Below are 17,309 nucleotides of genomic sequence, written 5' to 3'. Positions count from 1 at the left end.
GCGGTTGAAGAGAGACGGACCCCTCATGAGCAAAACGATCTTCGTGCTGAACGGCCCCAATCTGAACATGCTCGGCAAACGCGAGCCCGGCATCTATGGCGGCAAGACCCTCGTTGATATCGAGGCCGACTGCAAGGAAGCGGGTGACGCGCTCGGCTTCCATGTCGACTTCCGCCAGAGCAACCACGAGGGCAGGCTCGTCGACTGGCTGCACGAGGCCAATGACGCGGCGGTCGGCGTCGCGATCAATCCCGGCGCCTACGGACATACCTCGATCGCACTGCACGACGCCATCCGCGCGATCTCTGTGCCGGTCGTCGAAGTGCACATCTCCAATATCCACGCGCGGGAAGAATTCCGCCACAAGTCGATGATCGCGCCGGCCGCCAAGGGCATGATCTGCGGCTTTGGCCCCCACAGCTACATCCTGGCGCTGCACGCGCTGAAAAACATCACGCAATAACAAGAATATAGGACCTCATCCATGGCTGAAAAGAAATCGGGAATCGATCAGGCGCTGATCCGTGACCTCGCGAACATCCTCAACGAGACCGATCTGACCGAGATCGAAGTCGAACAGGACGACCTGAGAATCCGCGTCTCGCGCTCCGGTCCACAGATGGTCGCCATGCAGCAGGCCCCGGCCTACCAGGTTCCCGCGGCCGCCCCGGCCCCGGTTGCCGCCGCTCCGGCAGTTGCCGCCGAGCCGGCACGCAATCTTGCGAATGCGGTCACCGCGCCGATGGTCGGCACCGCCTATCTCTCCCCCGCCCCGGGCGCCCGTCCCTTCGTCGAGGTCGGCTCGATCGTCAAGGAAGGCCAGACACTTCTCATCATCGAAGCGATGAAGACGATGAACCAGATCCCGGCCCCGCGTTCCGGCAAGGTCGTGGAAATTCTGATCGAGGATGCCCGGCCCGTCGAGTACGGCGAGCCCATGCTGATCATCGAGTGAGGCCCATGAGCGGTATTTCGAAGATCCTGATTGCCAATCGCGGCGAAATCGCCCTGCGCGTCCTGCGCGCCTGCAAGGAGCTCGGCATCGCCACGGTGGCCGTACACTCGACGGCGGATGCGGACGCAATGCATGTCCGTCTCGCCGACGAGAGCGTCTGCATCGGCCCGCCGCCCTCGCGCGAAAGCTATCTCAACATCCACCAGATCGTCGCGGCCTGCGAGATCACCGGTGCCGACGCTGTCCATCCGGGCTACGGTTTCCTTTCGGAAAACGCCAAGTTCGCCGATATCCTCGATGCGCACGGCATCACCTTCATCGGGCCGACGGCCGAGCACATCCGCCTGATGGGTGACAAGATCACCGCCAAGCAGACGGCGATGGAACTCGGCATTCCGGTCGTTCCGGGTTCCGACGGTGAGGTGACCGAAGACAACCTGATGGCCACCGCGCACCGGATCGGCTTTCCGGTTCTCATCAAGGCGACCGCCGGCGGCGGCGGCCGTGGCATGAAGGTCGCCAAGACCGAAGGCGAGCTCGAAGAAGCCTTCAACACCGCCCGGAGCGAAGCGGCGGCTGCCTTCGGCAACCCGGCCGTCTACATGGAAAAGTACCTCGGCAAGCCGCGGCACATCGAGATCCAGGTGCTCGGCGACGGTGAAGGCAACGCGATCCACCTCGGCGAACGCGATTGCTCGCTGCAGCGTCGCCACCAGAAGGTCTGGGAAGAGGCGAATTCTCCGGCCCTCAACGTCGAGCAGCGCATGAGGATCGGCCAGATCTGCGCCGACGCCATGAAGAAGATGAAGTATCGTGGCGCCGGCACGGTCGAATTCCTCTATGAGAACGGCGAATTCTACTTCATCGAGATGAACACCCGTCTGCAGGTGGAGCATCCGATCACCGAAGCGATCACCGGCATCGACCTCGTGCACGAGCAGATCCGCATCGCGTCGGGCGCCGGTCTCTCGGTGACGCAGGACGAGGTCACCTTCTCCGGCCACGCCATCGAATGCCGTATCAACGCCGAGGATCCGCGCACCTTCGTGCCCTCCCCCGGCACGATCACGCACTTCCATGCACCGGGCGGTCTCGGCGTGCGCGTCGATTCGGGTGCCTATCAGGGCTACAAGATCCCGCCCTACTACGACAGCCTGATCGGCAAGCTGATCGTGCACGGGCGTACCCGCGTCGAATGCATGATGCGCCTGCGCCGCGTGCTCGACGAATTCGTCATCGACGGCATCAAGACAACCCTGCCGCTGTTCCAGGACCTGATCGCCAATCAGGACATCGCGAATGGCGACTACGACATCCACTGGCTGGAGGACTATCTGGCCAGAACCTCCGCCTGAAGAACGCCAATGGCAGGGCCGCGCAGCAGAGACCATTCGATCACTCCGGAGATCCTGCTGCGCGCCTATTCCATCGGCCTCTTTCCGATGGCGGAATCGGCGGACGATCCGGAAATCTTCTGGGTCGAGCCGGAACTCCGCGGCATCATTCCCCTCGACCAGTTCCACGTTTCGAAGAGCCTTGCGAAAGCGATCCGCCACAGGCCCTTTGACATCCGTTACGATACCGCCTTCGACCTCGTCCTGGACAAATGCGCCGAAGCGGCCGAAGACCGGCCGAGCACCTGGATCAACCAGACGATCAAGGATCTCTACCGCGCGCTCCACCGGATGGGCCATGCCCACAGCGTCGAAGCCTGGGAGGGCGACGAACTCGTCGGCGGGCTCTACGGCGTCTCTCTCGGCTCTGCCTTCTTCGGTGAGAGCATGTTCGCCCGGCGCACCAACGCCTCGAAAATCTGCCTCGTCCACCTCGTCGAACGCCTGAAGGAACGTGGTTTCACGCTGCTCGACACGCAGTTCACCACAGAGCACCTGAAGACCTTCGGCGCGATCGACGTGCCGAAGGACCAGTATGGGCAATTGTTGGAAAAGGCGGTGGCCGGACCGGATATCGCGTTCGTCTAACGCGGCGACGCGGGCATCAGGACGTCAGAACAGCCCGACACTTCCCGGCTTCGTCACCGGGGCCTGCGGCACGGGCTGCCCCTGCGGCATCTCTTCGGCACCCTGCGGAATATCGAGCGGCGGCAGGAGGTCTCCCGGCGCATTGTCCGGCACCGGTCGGAGTTCTTCGAGCGACGGCAACGCTTCGTCCGGCGCGACACCCTGTATCTGCTGAGAATCATCGAGCGGCGGCAAGGCGTCGCCGGGTGCGTTGTCCGGGATTTCCCGCGGGGCACCGAGCGGCGGAATGGCGTCCTGCTGCGGCGGTTGCAGCGTGCCGCTGTCCTGCGGGGCGGGCGCAGTTTCTGCTGGCGCTACGGCACTTTCGCCTGCCGGCTGCGGCTGTTCGCTCACCGGCGCAACCGCCTGACTTTCAGAGCTTGCGGTCGCCTTCTGCGTCTCGTTGGCCTTCTGTGCCTCCGAAACCGGCACGGGAGCGGGATGAGCAGCCTCGACGCCCTCTGGCGCCGGAACGTCCGACGACGACTTGCAGCCGGTCAGCCACACGTCGTAGATCGCGTGCTCGACGGCGTTCAGCGCCGGGCTGTCGGCAAACATCCAGCCGGAAAAAATGCGACGAATCTTGCGGTCGAGGGTGATCTCATCGACCTCGATGAACGCATCGATCTTCTGGGCCTCCGCGTCGTCACGGGAATAGCAGACCTTCGGCGTCACCTGCAGTGCACCGAACTGCACGGTCTCGTTGACGTAGACATCAAACGAGGTGATGCGCCCGGTGATCTTGTCGATGCCGGCGAACTGCGCAACCGGATTGGCGATACGCTCCGCTCTCGCCGCACTTGCGGCCGACAGCAGGGAAACGGCGGTCGTCAGCGCAAGAAAGGAGGCCGCGCCAAGCCCGATGCCGTTTCCGAAAAGCTTCATATCTCCAGTCTCCAGCCGTCCTGCCGACGCTGCTCCTCCGGGAGAAGGCAACGCCCACCAAAGCGGCTAAACGTCAATTGTGGCCAAAACCGGTGTCAGTTGCCGGGCGTCCAGGCGTCGTAGTCGCCGGTGACGCGCGGACGCTCGCCCGGAACGGCGATCGAGCCCTGCGGACGATAGGCGAGCGAGGAACCGGTGTAGTTCGGGCGATGGGGCTTCTGCCACTCGCGCGCCTTGTAGTCCTCCTTGGTCGGAGGAACGTCGGTGCGGTGATGCATCCAGCCGTGCCAGTCGGCCGAAATCGTCGAAGCCTCGGCATAGCCGTTGTAGATGACCCAGCGGCGCGGAAGACCGAAAGAGGTCATACCGCCCTCGTAGTAGACATTGCCGAACTCGTCTTCGCCGACGCGCTTGCCATTGCGCCAGGTGAAGAAGCGCGTGCCCAGGGTCTGGCCGTTCCACCAGGTGAAAATTTGCAACAGAAGCTGCTTCATGTCTCGTCCTTCGGCTCCGACGCCCGAACGGCGCTCGGGTTCAACAGTTCCCCGCTTATGCCGCCTCGGGGACCGATTGTCCAGTGTTTCGCGGCTCGTCAACCGTCATTTCAGCGTCAACTTGAAGCCGAGATGGCTCGCCTCGAAACCGAGCCGCCCGTAGAAGCGGTGGGCGTCCGTTCGCTTGGCGTTGGAGGTCAGTTGAACCTTCCGCAAGCCTTGCCGGCGCGCCTCGTCGAGGCAGAAACGGATCATCACCTCGCCGATCCCCTGCCCCCGGCAATCCGTGCGCGTATGCACCGCCTCGATGATCATCGAGGAGCCACCGCGCCCGGTCAGGGTCGTGGTGATCAGGGTCTGGCAGGTTCCGACCACCTCCCCGTCTTTCATGGCCACGTAGAGGGTCTCGTTCGGGGACTGCTCGATGCGGCGGAAAGCCGCCATATAAGCGGGGAGCGCCGCCGGGTCCGTCGTATCGCCGTGGCCACCCAGCGAATCGCTTGCGAACATCGCGACGATCGCCGGCACATCCCCGTGCACGGCCTTCCTGATGGTGACAGACTCGGTATCCATGTATGGTCCTTCGCGTGCGGGACTTCCTGCAAATCAGTGGAACGGGGGGAAGACTTACATGATCTGTCGCAGCGCTTGCACGCTCTTTCTTGCGCTAGTTTTGTCCATGCCGGCGGCTCTTGCGGAGGAAGGCGGCCGCATGGGGATCGCCTTCGTGCAGGCGCCGGAAATGAGTAGCGGCGTCTGCACCGGAGCGGATGCCGACGCGGCCTTTGCCTGCGCCCGGAAGCAGTGCGTCGACGGCGGCGGCACCGAAGAAGATTGCGTCGCGATGACCTACTGTTTCCCGGCGCTCTACAGCGTCCAGGTCTCGATCCTGCACACCGAAGGCCTCCATTGGCAGGAATTCTATTGCGGTTGGGAGAGCAAGGAGGCGGCGCTCGCCGCCGCCAAGGTCGCCTGCGACCGGGAGCGGCGTCCCGATCTTTCCGAATGCTCGGCCGTCCTCCTCTATGACGAGGATGGCAACAGCGAGGACGCGCCTTCCGAACAGTGACGTCGCTCAGCCGAGCGGCTTTTCCATAATGATCGCCGGCAGTCCCGAATCGGGGCCGCCGCAGCTCGTCGTGCGGTCGACCTCGACGAAGCCGTGCGCCTCGTAGAAGGCGATCGCCGCAGCGTTTCGCGGTTCGACCTCCAGACGCATGATCTCGGCATCCGGAAAGCAGGTTTCCAGCTCGGCAAAGAGATCGCGGCCAATCCCCGCGCGCTGGCAGGACGGACGCACGTAGAGCTGGTGCAGCATGGCGGTCTTGGTCATCGTCTTCGACATGGCGGCATAGGCCATGCCGCCGAGCCGCCGGCCATCGTCGGCGACGAGGAACTCGCCTTCCTTCTGGGCGACGCGGGCTCTCAGCGCCGGCAGCGAATGCCAGGCATCGACGAGCTGCTGCACCTTCTCCGGCCCGTAGAAGCCGTCATAGGTGGCATGGAAGGTCTCGGCCAGCAGGCCGCGTAGCGCTTCGACATCGCGCTCGCTGGCCGTGCGGACGAAGAACATCGCTGCCATCACTCCTCGATTCCGAGCTTCAGCTTGACGAGCGCCTGCACGGCCTGCGGATTGGCCTTGCCGCCGGTCGCCTTCATCACCTGGCCGACGAACCAGCCGGCAAGTGTCGGCTTGGCGAGCACCTTGGCAACCTGGTCAGGGTTGGCGGCGATGATCTCGTCGACCGCCTTCTCGATCGCTCCGGTGTCGGTCACCTGCTTCATGCCGCGGCTCTCGACGATCGCCGCCGGGTCACCGCCCTCGTTCCAGACGATCTCGAAGAGATCCTTGGCGATCTTGCCGGAGATCGTGCCGTCCCTGATGAGGTCGATGATGCCGCCGAGCTGGGCGGGCGAGACGGGCGTCTCCTCGATGCCCTTGCCGGCCTTGTTCAAAGCACCGAGCAGGTCGTTGATGACCCAGTTGGCAGCGGCCTTGCCGTCGCGGCCCTCGGCCACGGCCTCGAAATAGTCGGCGATCGCCTTTTCCGAGACGAGCACAGAAGCGTCATAGACCGAGAGGCCGAGGTCGGCGACGAAGCGAGCCTTCTTGTCGTCGGGCAGTTCCGGCAGGTCCTTCTTCAGGGCCTCGACGAAGGCATCGTCGAATTCGAGCGGCAGGAGGTCCGGATCCGGGAAGTAACGATAGTCATGCGCCTCTTCTTTCGACCGCATGGCGCGGGTTTCGCCCTTGCCGGGGTCGAAGAGGCGGGTTTCCTGGTCGATCTCGCCGCCGTCCTCGAGGATGGCGATCTGGCGACGGGCCTCGTATTCGATCGCCTGACCGATGAAGCGGATGGAGTTGACGTTCTTGATCTCGCAGCGCGTGCCGAAGGCGCCGCCCGGCTTGCGCACGGAAACGTTGACGTCGGCGCGCATCGAGCCTTCGTCCATGTTGCCGTCGCAGGTGCCGAGGTAACGCACGATCGAGCGCAGCTTGGTCATGTAGGCCTTGGCCTCGTCGGAGGAACGCATATCGGGCTTCGACACGATTTCCATCAGCGCGACGCCAGAGCGGTTCAGGTCGACATAGGACATGGTCGGATGCTGGTCGTGCATCGACTTGCCGGCATCCTGCTCGAGATGCAGGCGCTCGATGCCGATCTCGATATCCTCGAAATTGCCCTGACGGTCGGGGCCGAGCGAGATCACGATCCTGCCCTCGCCGACGATCGGGTCCTTGAACTGCGAGATCTGGTAGCCCTGCGGCAGGTCCGGATAGAAATAGTTCTTGCGGTCGAAGATCGAGCGGTTGTTGATCTTGGCCTTGAGGCCAAGGCCGGTGCGGACCGCCTGCTTGACGCATTCCTCGTTGATCACCGGCAGCATGCCCGGCATCGCCGCATCGACGAGCGAGACATTGGAATTCGGCGCATTGCCGAAGGTGGTCGAGGCCCCCGAGAAGAGCTTGGCGTTGCTGGTCACCTGGGCATGGACTTCCATACCGATCACCACTTCCCAATCGCCGGTGGCGCCGGGGATCAAGCGTTTCGGGTCAGGCGTGCGCGTGTCAACAATGGTCATCTGGAGCTCTTGTCATGCTTGGGATTTCTGACCCCGTTGGGTAGAGCAAATGGCGCGGCGGCGCAAGGCTCGACGCGGTCGCGACCGTCGTTAAGCGACGCCTCGGGGCAAGTTCAGAATTCCTGGCCGTAGCCGACCGGGTCGGGCGCGACAAAGAGCTTTGCTAGACCGACCGTCTGAATGTCGCGATCGAGCTTGGGGTTGTAGGCGACCGTCAGCCAGTGCACGGAATAGCCGTGTTTCTCGAAGAAATGCAGCCCCTCGCGGTTCATCGCGTGGGTCTCGAGCGTCGCCTTTTCGAAGCCGAGGTGACGAATTTCCTTCTCGACGGCTTCGAGCAGTGCCGTGCCGAGGCCCTGCCCCTGGAAGACCGGATCGATCCAGAAGTCCGTGATGTCCTCGTCCAGGTTTTCGCGCGCTGCCCAGCCGGCGACGTCGCCGTTCTGCTCGATCACGGTGATCGTGAGCCAGTCCGAGCTGACGAAGTTCCAGAAGGCGGCGCGCGCATTCTCGACCATGGCTTTCGTTTCGCCGACGGGGATCATCGCCTTTTCCCAGGCGCGCAGCCCCACATCGGCAAGGATCGCCGCCTCGTCCTGCCGTGCACTGCGGATCGTGATCATGAAGTGCCCCCCGCTTTGCATCAGTAGAACACCGCCGATGCAGATTTACCAGTCCACCGCCAGTGGCTGATGTTGAGTTAGCGAATATCCTTTATAAACAATTCTCTACGCTCCCTTTTGCATCCGTGCATTACGTTACGGGATCCTTGGAAGAGCGATTGCCTGATTCGCCAAAGGATTGAGAGGCGGATGTCGCCGTGCGCTTGACGTGCCCATAGGCATGCGGCAAAAACAGCTCCGCACGATGGAGTGTTGATGTACGGTTTGTCACAGACCCGGTGAAGGCCCTGCCCGCGATCGATTACGATCTGCGCGCATGGGCCCGACGAGAACAGAACCCCGATGCCTGACCGGCACCGGATACGTTTTCGTGCGTCCTTCCGAAGGACGCGAACACCGGATCAACGACAATGGACATTTCGCGCACCGAACAGCGCATCCTTCACCTGCTCGCCCAAGGCGGGCGGATCGAAATTTCCCGCAATGACAGCCGCAAGATCGAGAACGCCCGGTGCTTCTCGCGCGACGGCTGGCTCTATCCCGGCTTCGATCTTCTCCTCTTCCGAAAACTGAAGCGCCTGAAGGCGATCAGTTCGAAGGCCGGACGCCCCTACCGGATCACCGAAAGAGGTCTGCAGCTGGTGAGGGCGGAACTGGACAACAGGTGACTATAAACTCAAAGCGGCGCCTTCCGGCGCCGCTCTCCAACCTGAGTATTGAACGCGCTCGACAGCAGAGATCCGACGCACCCTGGCGAAAGTGTGAAATAACGTCCGGCAAGCGCGCTTAAGGACCCTATTTCAATGCTCGGCTGAAAGCGGCAACGACCATATCGATGAGCTGCACGTGGATTTCGCGGCGTGAGCGTCCCCCGCCATCCGAGCAGATTGGATCGCCTATCTTTTCGGATTCGGCTATCTCGGCCGCCCCGGGTCTGCATTCGGCAAACATGCTGTAATGGCTTGCATCCTCGATCGTGGAATATTTTGCGTTTGGAATGACATTTGCGATTTCGTCCGCCCGCAGGGTGGGAGGGATTTTGCCCGGCTGACCCAGATTCACGAGCGCGACGGGAATTGAGATTCGAGAAAGGCTGTCGATTTCGAAGACATCGGCAGGCGCCGGATCAATTGCCATGGCAAATCCGATGCGCGCGTCATGGTTATCCCGTCCGGCCGATCGCAGATCCATCGCGTGCAGATCGACACCACTTTGCCTGACCCAATCGCAAAGCGAAGGGTTGAGAGCATCCGTATCGCAATAGCTTGCCAAGCGTTCAGGGTCGATACGAGCACCGGCGATCGCCAACGCCGTGCCGCCTCCCATCGAGAGCCCGAGGATACCTGTCTTATCGAACTCGAGATGTTCTTTGAAGAGAGGGGCGTCCTCCATCGCATTCAGTGTTTCGGTGATATCGGCTGGGCGCAGCCAGAGCTTCATCGTTTCCGCCGCAGACCTGCTGGCACCTGAGTTTCCGGGGTGCGTGGGAGCCGCCACGATGAAACCCTGCTGCGCCAAGGGCACAGCAATCCAGCTCAAGGCTTGCGCGTTTCCCGCGAGGCCGGCACCGTGGGAAAGCAGTATCAAAGGAAATCTTCCATCCGAGATCGGACCGTCGAGCCAGGCGGGCGTCCCCACAAAGAAGATGCTCTCGCCAAGCGTCACAGGATCGCCCTCCGCGTTCGCAGGATACCAGACGGTAACGGCAAGATCGCGGCCCCGTTCCCTGGAGGGAACCGCAATCTCACGCACCCCGACATAGTCGCCGGCAACGGCCGGATAGTACGTCATCAGCGTCGAAGAAACGATGGTGCAAAGCGCTATCACCATTGTCGTCAGTTCTTTCATAGCCGTCCTCCTATGACGTTCACGCTCGAACAATCCCCTGCCGCGCCGCAACCCGGATCAAGGCCGATCGGATCGTTCGTGTTCAGGCTCACAATCGATAGGAAAACAGCCAGGTTCGCCCTGGAACGCGATTCAGGACGTCCGAGATCGCGTTCGAGGGGGCGGAGATCTACGCCGAACGCGGAGGACTGCGAACAAGTGGGTGGTGGCGTGCCGTCCGCGCTCTCCGGACCGCAGCCAGAAGGCGTTTCAGGCGGTCACGATAGCATGCGGGTCAGGGGCTTTGCCTTCCGGCGCCGGCGCTTATTCAGTCAGTCAGTCACCGCCACTACGCCGGGAGGAAGGTGTCTCCGGCCTTCCTCGCGAAGGCCGGCAGCTACAGCGCCTTTTCCAGGTGGACCTTTTCGACGTCCATCTGCATTGCCTCCGACCGCTCCATACCACGCCAGACGAGGACGAAGCCGCAGCGCTCGTACAGTCGAATGGCGCCGATGTTGCGGGCATGGGTGGCGATGCGCGCGCGCTCTGTTCCCTCGCTCCGCATCAAGGAGAAGACGTGTTCGAGAAGCGCCCTGCCGGCGCCCTTTCCCTGATGATCGGGACGAACCCACAGGTCCGAGACATAGTCGGGCCCGCCATCGCGGGCGGTCCAGCCGACGATCTCGCCTTCACATTCGGCAACAAGAATGACCGGCGAACCGGTCGCGGCGAAATCACAGAAGGCACGGTGTACGCGCTCCGGCATCTCGGTGCCGAAGTCGTTCAAGATGCGGTTTGCCGCCCATGCGGCAAATCCGACTTCGCCGACGCTCTCGGCGTCAGCCTCGGTCATCGGCCGGATCAGGACCCGGCTTACCACCACTTCGCCGGGCGGAAGGTGCCGGCGGCCTGTTCGATAACGTGGGCGGCCTTGAAGAGCGTGCTTTCCTCGAACGGCCGGCCGATGAGCTGCAGGCCGAGCGGCAGGCCCTTGGCGTCGAGGCCGGCGGGAACGGAAAGGCCCGGAAGCCCGGCCATGTTCACCGTGACCGTAAAGACGTCCTGCTGGTACATCTTGACCGGATCGGCGGCGAGTTCCTTGTCGCCGATGGCAAAGGCGGACGACGGCGTGATCGGCGCGAGCACGGTGTCCACCTTGTTGAAGGCGAGTTCGAAATCGCGCTTGATCAGCGTGCGGACCTTCTGGGCCCGGAGGTAATAGGCGTCGTAATAGCCGGCCGACAGCACATAGGTGCCGATGAGGATACGCCGCTTGACCTCGGTGCCGAAGCCCGCGGCGCGGGTCTTTTCATACATGTCGGCAATGTCCTTGCCGTCGACGCGCAGGCCGTAACGGACGCCGTCATAACGGGCGAGGTTCGACGAGGCTTCCGCCGGCGCGACGATGTAATAGGCCGGCAGCGCGTATTTGGTGTGCGGCAGGGAAATGTCGACGATCTCGGCACCGGCGTCCTTCAGCCAGGCCACACCCTGGCTCCAGAGTTTCTCGATTTCATCCGACATGCCATCGACACGATATTCCTTCGGAATGCCGATCCGCATGCCCTTGAGCGACTGACCAAGCGAGGCTTCGTAGTCCGGAACCGGAATATCCACCGAGGTCGTGTCCTTGTCGTCGACGCTCGCCATCGACTTCAGCAGGATCGCGGCATCGCGCACGTTGCGGGCGATCGGGCCGGCCTGGTCGAGCGAGGAGGCGAAGGCCACGACGCCCCAGCGCGAGCAGCGGCCATAGGTCGGTTTGATGCCGACGGTGCCGGTCAATGCTGCAGGCTGGCGGATCGAGCCGCCGGTGTCGGTGGCCGTCGCGCCGGCGCAGAGATGGGCCGCGACCGCAGCCGCCGAGCCGCCCGAGGACCCGCCGGGAACGAGCCGCTGATCGGAGCCGCTCGCCTTCCACGGGTTGGTCACCGGCCCGTAGTGGGAGCTCTCGTTCGACGAGCCCATGGCGAATTCGTCCATGTTGAGCTTGCCGAGCATGACGGCACCGTCGTCCCAGAGGTTCTGGGTGACGGTCGATTCATACTTCGGCTTGAACCGGCTGAGGACCGCACTGCAGGCCTGGGTATGGACGTCGCGGGTCGCGAACAGGTCCTTGACGCCGAGCGGAATGCCCTCGAGCGCCCCGGCCTTGCCGGCGGCGATGCGTTCGTCGGAGGCCTTCGCCATCTCCAGCGCCTTTTCCGGCGTGACCGTCACATAGGCGTTGATCGCATCGTTCGCGGTCTCGATCGCCTGCAGATAGGCTTCGGTCAGCTCGACGGCTTTGAATTCCTTCGCCGCCAGTTTGGCGCGGGCTTCGGCAATGGTCAGGCTGGTCAGTTCGCTCATGATCGGTTCACTTCAAAAATGAAAGGCGCCTTGGCAGCGCATCAATGCAGGGTGCGGCGTCCGCAGACACCACCTCGAGACTGGGACCGCGGTTATTCCACGACCTTCGGCACGAGGAAGAAATTGCGATCGGTCTCCGGCGCATTGGCGACGATATCGTCCGCCTTGCTGCCGTCGGTGACCTCGTCCTTGCGCTTCTTCATCGTCATGGGGGTCACCGAGGTCATCGGCTCGACGCCGCTGACATCGACTTCGGAAAGCTGCTCGACGAAGCCGAGAATGCCGTTCAGCTCACCCATCATCCGCTCCGCTTCCTCATCGCTGAGGGCAATGCGGGCAAGATGCGCAACACGCTTCACGGTGGCGAGATCAACGGACATGGGCATTCTCCAGACAGACTGTTTCCCCCGCTATAATGGCCGCGGGACGCATGCGCAACGGTCAGAATTTCCGATCCGAGCAGCCGATGCAGCAAATCGTCCAGATTCTCGACTGGAGTGAATACGCCGGCCTTCACGCTACGCTGACCTAGCCGCACCGCTTTGATACCCTTCGCGTCACCTTTGGTATGCTTGACTGCGCCCATTTCAGCCACCTGCGACAACGGCCGACCCGGCTCATTGCCGAACCAGCGGTATTTCTTCAGGTTCAACTCGTCGTCCACAGCGATCCAAACCACGCAGCCACTTGGCTTTTCGGAGAGCCTCAAGTTGACATTGATCTTCGACCGGGCACCGCCGACGCGAGTCACCTTGAGCTGGATGTGGCGTGTGACGCCCCGGCAGGTGAGCACGAGATCATAGCCGCCGGCATCGAACTCGCTTTTCAGGACTTCGGCGTCGAGAATACCGCATTGCCAGAGGCGCCGTAGCAGATCGCCAACGAAAAGGTGTTCGACAATGGTTTCCCGCAGGACGGAGTTCTCCGCGTGACGCCGTCGCAAGTCCTCCTCGGAAAGCGTTTGAATCATAGCGAGAGGCTCTCGCCGGGCTTCGGCGTGGCGACCCTGGTCTTCGTTCCCTCCATGCCGGCGACGAACTTCTCCGGCGTCTGGTCGATGATCGGGAACGAACCGTAATGACAGGGTAGCGCGACCTCGAAGTTGAAGAAGCGCTGGCAGGCGAGCGCGGCCACGGCACCGCCCATGGTGAAGCGGTCGCCGATCGGCACGATGCCGATGTCGGGGCGGTGCAATTCGTTGATCAGTGCCATGTCGGAGAAGATGTCGGTATCACCCATATGGAGCAGCGAGGCGCCGTCGTCGAAGTGCAGCATCAGCCCGTTCGGATTGCCGAGCGAGTGAGAGACGCCGTCCTCGGTGATCGAGGCGGAGGAATGCAGCGCGTTGGTGAAGGTAACGGTGAAGCTATCCATGTCGATGGTGCCGCCGGTGTTGCCCGGCGAATAGTCTTCGAGCCCCTTGTGGGCGAGCCACATGCAAAGGTCGAAATTGGCGACGACGGTCGCACCGCTCTCCTTCGCGATCGCAAGCGTATCGCCGACATGGTCGCCGTGGCCGTGGGTCAACAGGATATGGGTGACGTCGGCAGCGGCCTCCTTGAGATCGAGACCCCCAAAGCCCGGATTGCCGGTGAAGAAGGGGTCGATGAGGATGCGGGCCTTGCCTGTTTCGATGCGGAAGGCGGAATGTCCGAGCCAGGTGATTTTCATTGTCGTCTCTTCCTTTCGAATCTTCTGCGGTATGGCCGACGATCTCATTAGTGTATTTTGACCGACGGCGGCAGCAGGGCAAGTCCGCCGACGCCTTCCGCGCTCGTATTGCGCTGCCCTGCCCGGTAGGATATGCGACATCATCCCCCGATGGACGGACTTTGCGGCGCAAGCGGCGCCATTCATCGGGTTTTCGCGTGATGGCCGCAAGGAGGCAAGAATGTCCGACGATGATTATGTATACGACGAAGTAACCGGCGAATGGCGGCCGGCCTCCGAAATGGCGGCGCAGGCCGCAGCCGCGGCCGAGGTTCGCGACAGCGCCGGCAACGTGCTCGCCGACGGTGATTCCGTCACCCTCATCAAGGACCTCAAGGTCAAGGGCACCAGCACGACCCTGAAGCAGGGGACCGTCATCAAATCGATCCGCCTCACCGACAATCCGGAGGAGGTCGACTGCCGCCACGACGCCATCAAGGGCCTCGTGCTGCGCACCGAATTCTTGCGCAAGCGGTAAGAGAACAGCATGGCCACGCTGACGATCGAGGAACTCGCAGGCTTCCTGAAGCCCGGCCAGGCGATTGCCGGCCTCGATCTCGGCACCAAGACGATCGGGGTCGCGATGTCGGACCTCGGTCGCCGCTTCTCCACACCCCGTCCCGTCATCAAGCGCGTCAAGTTCACCAAGGACGCCGAGGTGCTGCTCGATTTCGCGGCGCGGGAAAAGGTGGCCGCCTTCGTCATCGGCCTGCCGATGAACATGGACGGCTCGTCGGGACCACGCGTTCAGGCAACACGGGCCTTCGTGCGCACGATGTCGGAGAAGACGGATATTCCCTTCATCCTGTGGGACGAGCGGCTTTCGACGGTCGCGGCGGAACGTGCGCTTCTCGAAATGGACGTCTCACGGGCCAAGCGCGCCGAGCGCATCGACTCGGCCGCCGCCGCCTTCATTCTTCAGGGTGCCCTCGACAGGCTTTCCGCGCTATCGAGAATGGGCGCTTCCGACACGGACGCGCCCTGACGCGCCCGCCACCAGCCGGCAATCGCGCGACGCTTGCGCAAGGCGATGATCGCGAAGACGAACAGGCTATCGAACACGATCGCGCGTGCGACCAGCGGCGGAATGGTTTCCGGCGGGATGCCGAGGATGCTCCCGTAGATCTGGAAGACCATGTCATGCGCCTGACGGGTCAGCATGAAGTAGCCGAAGCTGATGTCGTTGTAGGAAAGGCCGTACCAGCCTCCGAGCAGCACGATCGGCGTCGCCCAGAAAATCAGGAACGTCTTCATGCGGGCCTCCCCCTCCACTCTTGCGGCGGCGCCCAGTTGCGAACGAGCCATGTCACCAGAGCCATCGCGCTGAGCACTACGGCAGGCACGGCGATGTCGAGCGCCAGGCCGGCGAAGAACATCATCACCATCAGCATTCTCGCAATTCGTGCGACGCTGTTAACCATCTTGCCATCGGCTCCGGCATTATCCGGCCCGAAACTGGCGCGTTAACCGGCCTCGCGCAACGTAAACCATTTGTTAAGGTTAACGCGCCCTGGGGATAACAGGAGTATCGCCTCCCGCACGGCCCTCCAGCGAGATCGGCACGAGGTGAAATTAATTATTTAGCTGCAAAGCTAATTACCAATTTGACGAAACGTATCCCGCCACCCAGCCATCGTGAGCATGGCCGCCGACCGCGGTCCTACCCTGCTGCCGGATAGAGGAGGTCGAGGACATAGCGGGCGTCGAAGCGGGCATCGATGACGCCATAGGTGTGGCGCCAGCCGCCAGCGAGGCGCGTCTCAAGGAAAGCGTCGGCGATCTTGCCCGCGCCCAGCCGGTAGAGTTCCGCCGCTGCGGCCGCGAGCGCCAGTTGCTCGACGAGCAGCCTTGCCGCGGCCTCGTCGCGCTCAGCCAGAGCCGTCGCCGCCCGCAGCACCTCGACGGTCTTCCTTCCCGAAGCGCCGAGATCGCGTTCAAGCCCGGCAAAGATCGTCTCGAAGAGATCCTTGCCGCGGTTCAGCACCCGCAGCACGTCGAGCGCCATGACATTGCCCGACCCTTCCCAGATCGCGTTGACCGGGGCTTCGCGATAGTGGCGGGCGATCGCTCGCTCCTCGATGTAGCCGCTGCCGCCGATGCATTCCATCGCCTCGTAGATCAGCGCCGGCGCCATCTTGCACACCCAGTACTTGACGACCGGCGTCATCACCCGCGCATAGGCGGCATCGGCCGGGTTGTCGCGGGCCTGGTCGAAGGATTGCGCGAGCCGGAAGACGAGTGCGGTCGCGCCGGCGACGTCGAGCGCCATGTCGGCGAGCACACGGGTCATGATCGGCTGGTCGATCAGCATCTTGCCGAAGACGCTGCGGCCGCGCACATGGTGGACGGCTTCCGCCATCGAGGCGCGCATGATGCCGGCGGATGCGACGGCGCAGTCGAGCCGGGTCAGCGTCACCATGTCGAGGATCGTACGGATGCCGTCGCCGGGCTGGCCGAGGATATAGCCGAACGCGCCTTCGAACTCGACCTCCGAGGAGGCGTTCGAGCGGTTTCCGATCTTGTCCTTCAGACGCTGGAACTGGAGCCCGTTGGCCGAGCCGTCTTCAAGAAGGCGCGGCACAAGGAAGCAGCCAAGCCCCTCCGGCGTCTGCGCGAGCATCACGAAGGCATCGCTCATCGGCGCGGACATGAACCACTTGTGACCGGAAAGGCGATAGATGCCCTCGCCCGCCCGCTCGGCGCGCGAAGTGTTCGCGCGGACGTCTGTGCCGCCCTGCTTCTCCGTCATGCCCATGCCGAGCGTGATTCCGGTCTTCTGCATCGGCGGCTTGTTGGAAGAGTCGTACTTGCGGGAGAGGATTCTTGGCACCCACTCTTTCTGCACCTGCGGCGAAGCCATCAGGGCAGCGACGGAAGCGCTCGTCATCGTCAGCGGGCAGAGGTGCCCGCATTCGAGCTGGGCTGTCAGAAAGAAACGGACCGCGCGGGCCCTGTGCTCGTTCCCGCGGGTATCGGGATGGCTCTCCCAGGCCGACGAATGCAACCCGTTCGCCATCGAGCGGCGCATCAGCGCATGCCAGGCGGGATGGAACTCGACGACGTCCAGCCGTTCGCCGCGCACGCCGTGGGTGCGCAATTGCGGCACGTTCTGGTTCGCCATGCGCGCCAGTTCCTGCGCCTCCGGCGAGGTTACATAACGGCCGAGCGCGTCATATTCTTCCCGAAGCGAACGATGAAGCCCAGAGCTCAGATCGACGATCAGCGGATCCGACCGGTAGGCGTTGACGCCGGACCAGGGTTTCGGCTGGTTCAGTTCAGCGAGTTTGTCTTCTGTCCGGCTCATTTCGCTCATTTTTGTCTTTTGGAAGATGTGATTCGTTTAACATGGGGAACAAAG

The 17,309-nt window shown here is 62.9% G+C and carries 22 protein-coding genes and 1 pseudogene; 8 read left to right on the top strand and 15 right to left on the bottom strand.

From position 1 onward, the window contains the following. Positions 1–25: 25 nt before the first annotated feature. Genes aroQ through aat form a run of 4 tightly spaced genes read left to right on the top strand, consistent with a single transcriptional unit; the run spans position 26 to position 2,937 of the window. On the top strand, positions 26–463 hold the full coding sequence (gene aroQ, locus DFR48_RS05690; protein ID WP_112687240.1) for a type II 3-dehydroquinate dehydratase: 438 nt from the start codon (positions 26–28) through the stop codon (positions 461–463). Between the two features lie 21 nt (positions 464–484). After that, positions 485–955, top strand: coding sequence for an acetyl-CoA carboxylase biotin carboxyl carrier protein (accB, locus tag DFR48_RS05685; RefSeq protein WP_114362237.1), 471 nt, complete (start codon positions 485–487; stop codon positions 953–955). A 5-nt stretch (positions 956–960) separates the two neighbouring features. Next, on the top strand, positions 961–2,310 hold the full coding sequence (gene accC / locus DFR48_RS05680) for an acetyl-CoA carboxylase biotin carboxylase subunit (protein WP_114362236.1): 1,350 nt from the start codon (positions 961–963) through the stop codon (positions 2,308–2,310). Between the two features lie 9 nt (positions 2,311–2,319). Next, on the top strand, positions 2,320–2,937 hold the full coding sequence (gene aat / locus DFR48_RS05675) for a leucyl/phenylalanyl-tRNA--protein transferase (RefSeq protein ID WP_114362235.1): 618 nt from the start codon (positions 2,320–2,322) through the stop codon (positions 2,935–2,937). Between the two features lie 486 nt (positions 2,938–3,423). Here the strand turns inward: aat and DFR48_RS05670 are convergent. The 3 genes and pseudogenes from DFR48_RS05670 to DFR48_RS05660 all read right to left on the bottom strand — a co-directional run. Then, positions 3,424–3,861, bottom strand: a pseudogene (locus tag DFR48_RS05670) (DUF2155 domain-containing protein); the annotation flags it as partial. A gap of 95 nt (positions 3,862–3,956) precedes the next feature. Continuing rightward, positions 3,957–4,355, bottom strand: a complete 399-nt coding sequence (locus DFR48_RS05665; RefSeq protein ID WP_114362234.1) for an NADH:ubiquinone oxidoreductase subunit NDUFA12 — start codon at positions 4,353–4,355, stop codon at positions 3,957–3,959. Positions 4,356–4,460: 105 nt separating this feature from the next. After that, complete coding sequence (locus tag DFR48_RS05660; RefSeq protein ID WP_114362233.1) at positions 4,461–4,928, bottom strand: GNAT family N-acetyltransferase; 468 nt, start codon at positions 4,926–4,928, stop codon at positions 4,461–4,463. A gap of 58 nt (positions 4,929–4,986) precedes the next feature. On the opposite strand from DFR48_RS05660, the gene DFR48_RS05655 reads away from it, so the two are divergent. Next, positions 4,987–5,424, top strand: coding sequence for a hypothetical protein (locus tag DFR48_RS05655; RefSeq protein ID WP_114362232.1), 438 nt, complete (start codon positions 4,987–4,989; stop codon positions 5,422–5,424). Positions 5,425–5,430: 6 nt separating this feature from the next. On the opposite strand, the gene DFR48_RS05650 is transcribed toward DFR48_RS05655, so the two are convergent. From DFR48_RS05650 to DFR48_RS05640, 3 genes are all read right to left on the bottom strand, one after another. Next, complete coding sequence (locus DFR48_RS05650) at positions 5,431–5,928, bottom strand: GNAT family N-acetyltransferase (RefSeq protein WP_114362327.1); 498 nt, start codon at positions 5,926–5,928, stop codon at positions 5,431–5,433. A gap of 8 nt (positions 5,929–5,936) precedes the next feature. Continuing rightward, the gene (gatB, locus tag DFR48_RS05645) at positions 5,937–7,439 is read right to left on the bottom strand and encodes an Asp-tRNA(Asn)/Glu-tRNA(Gln) amidotransferase subunit GatB (RefSeq protein ID WP_114362231.1); all 1,503 of its coding nucleotides are present in this window, start codon (positions 7,437–7,439) and stop codon (positions 5,937–5,939) included. Positions 7,440–7,552: 113 nt separating this feature from the next. Beyond that, positions 7,553–8,062: a GNAT family N-acetyltransferase gene (locus tag DFR48_RS05640; protein WP_114362230.1), complete on the bottom strand. Its 510-nt coding sequence runs from the start codon at positions 8,060–8,062 to the stop codon at positions 7,553–7,555. Between the two features lie 410 nt (positions 8,063–8,472). On the opposite strand from DFR48_RS05640, the gene DFR48_RS05635 reads away from it, so the two are divergent. Further along, on the top strand, positions 8,473–8,730 hold the full coding sequence (locus tag DFR48_RS05635) for a YjhX family toxin (RefSeq protein WP_114362229.1): 258 nt from the start codon (positions 8,473–8,475) through the stop codon (positions 8,728–8,730). Between the two features lie 127 nt (positions 8,731–8,857). Here the strand turns inward: DFR48_RS05635 and DFR48_RS05630 are convergent, their stop codons facing one another. The 6 genes from DFR48_RS05630 to DFR48_RS05605 form a co-directional block, all read right to left on the bottom strand. After that, a complete protein-coding gene (locus DFR48_RS05630) occupies positions 8,858–9,910 on the bottom strand; it encodes an alpha/beta hydrolase family protein (RefSeq protein WP_114362228.1) in 1,053 nt (350 codons plus the stop codon). A gap of 376 nt (positions 9,911–10,286) precedes the next feature. Next, positions 10,287–10,769 carry a GNAT family N-acetyltransferase gene (locus DFR48_RS05625; RefSeq protein WP_342634911.1) on the bottom strand — a complete coding sequence of 161 codons (483 nt, stop codon included), beginning with the start codon at positions 10,767–10,769 and terminating at the stop codon, positions 10,287–10,289. Next, positions 10,763–12,241, bottom strand: coding sequence for an Asp-tRNA(Asn)/Glu-tRNA(Gln) amidotransferase subunit GatA (gene gatA, locus DFR48_RS05620; protein WP_114362226.1), 1,479 nt, complete (start codon positions 12,239–12,241; stop codon positions 10,763–10,765). The genes DFR48_RS05625 and gatA overlap by 7 nt, the downstream gene beginning before the upstream one ends. A gap of 92 nt (positions 12,242–12,333) precedes the next feature. Then, positions 12,334–12,621: an Asp-tRNA(Asn)/Glu-tRNA(Gln) amidotransferase subunit GatC gene (gatC, locus tag DFR48_RS05615; RefSeq protein ID WP_114362225.1), complete on the bottom strand. Its 288-nt coding sequence runs from the start codon at positions 12,619–12,621 to the stop codon at positions 12,334–12,336. After that, positions 12,597–13,211 carry a hypothetical protein gene (locus tag DFR48_RS05610; RefSeq protein WP_210205957.1) on the bottom strand — a complete coding sequence of 205 codons (615 nt, stop codon included), beginning with the start codon at positions 13,209–13,211 and terminating at the stop codon, positions 12,597–12,599. Before DFR48_RS05610 ends, gatC begins: the two co-directional genes overlap by 25 nt. Continuing rightward, entirely contained in the window at positions 13,208–13,912 is a 705-nt protein-coding gene (locus DFR48_RS05605; RefSeq protein ID WP_114362224.1) for a metal-dependent hydrolase, read from the bottom strand. The genes DFR48_RS05610 and DFR48_RS05605 overlap by 4 nt, the downstream gene beginning before the upstream one ends. 220 nt (positions 13,913–14,132) lie before the next feature. Here DFR48_RS05605 and DFR48_RS05600 point away from each other — a divergent pair, with 220 nt between their 5' ends. Then, positions 14,133–14,429 carry an alkylphosphonate utilization protein gene (locus DFR48_RS05600; protein ID WP_114362223.1) on the top strand — a complete coding sequence of 99 codons (297 nt, stop codon included), beginning with the start codon at positions 14,133–14,135 and terminating at the stop codon, positions 14,427–14,429. Between the two features lie 9 nt (positions 14,430–14,438). Further along, a complete protein-coding gene (gene ruvX, locus DFR48_RS05595) occupies positions 14,439–14,936 on the top strand; it encodes a Holliday junction resolvase RuvX (RefSeq protein ID WP_114362222.1) in 498 nt (165 codons plus the stop codon). Here the strand turns inward: ruvX and DFR48_RS05590 are convergent. The 3 genes from DFR48_RS05590 to DFR48_RS05585 all read right to left on the bottom strand — a co-directional run bounded on the left by DFR48_RS05590 (position 14,870) and on the right by DFR48_RS05585 (position 17,264). Continuing rightward, positions 14,870–15,205 carry a DUF6105 family protein gene (locus DFR48_RS05590; protein WP_114362221.1) on the bottom strand — a complete coding sequence of 112 codons (336 nt, stop codon included), beginning with the start codon at positions 15,203–15,205 and terminating at the stop codon, positions 14,870–14,872. The two genes, ruvX and DFR48_RS05590, sit on opposite strands and share 67 nt — an antisense overlap. Beyond that, on the bottom strand, positions 15,202–15,372 hold the full coding sequence (locus DFR48_RS21900) for a hypothetical protein (protein WP_170141805.1): 171 nt from the start codon (positions 15,370–15,372) through the stop codon (positions 15,202–15,204). The genes DFR48_RS05590 and DFR48_RS21900 overlap by 4 nt, the downstream gene beginning before the upstream one ends. A 239-nt stretch (positions 15,373–15,611) precedes the next feature. Beyond that, positions 15,612–17,264 carry an acyl-CoA dehydrogenase family protein gene (locus DFR48_RS05585; protein WP_114362220.1) on the bottom strand — a complete coding sequence of 551 codons (1,653 nt, stop codon included), beginning with the start codon at positions 17,262–17,264 and terminating at the stop codon, positions 15,612–15,614. Positions 17,265–17,309: the final 45 nt, after the last annotated feature.

This window comes from Ciceribacter lividus (assembly GCF_003337715.1).
GTDB classification, from domain to species: domain Bacteria; phylum Pseudomonadota; class Alphaproteobacteria; order Rhizobiales; family Rhizobiaceae; genus Allorhizobium; species Allorhizobium lividum.
This window is presented reverse-complemented; position numbering and strand designations above follow the sequence as displayed.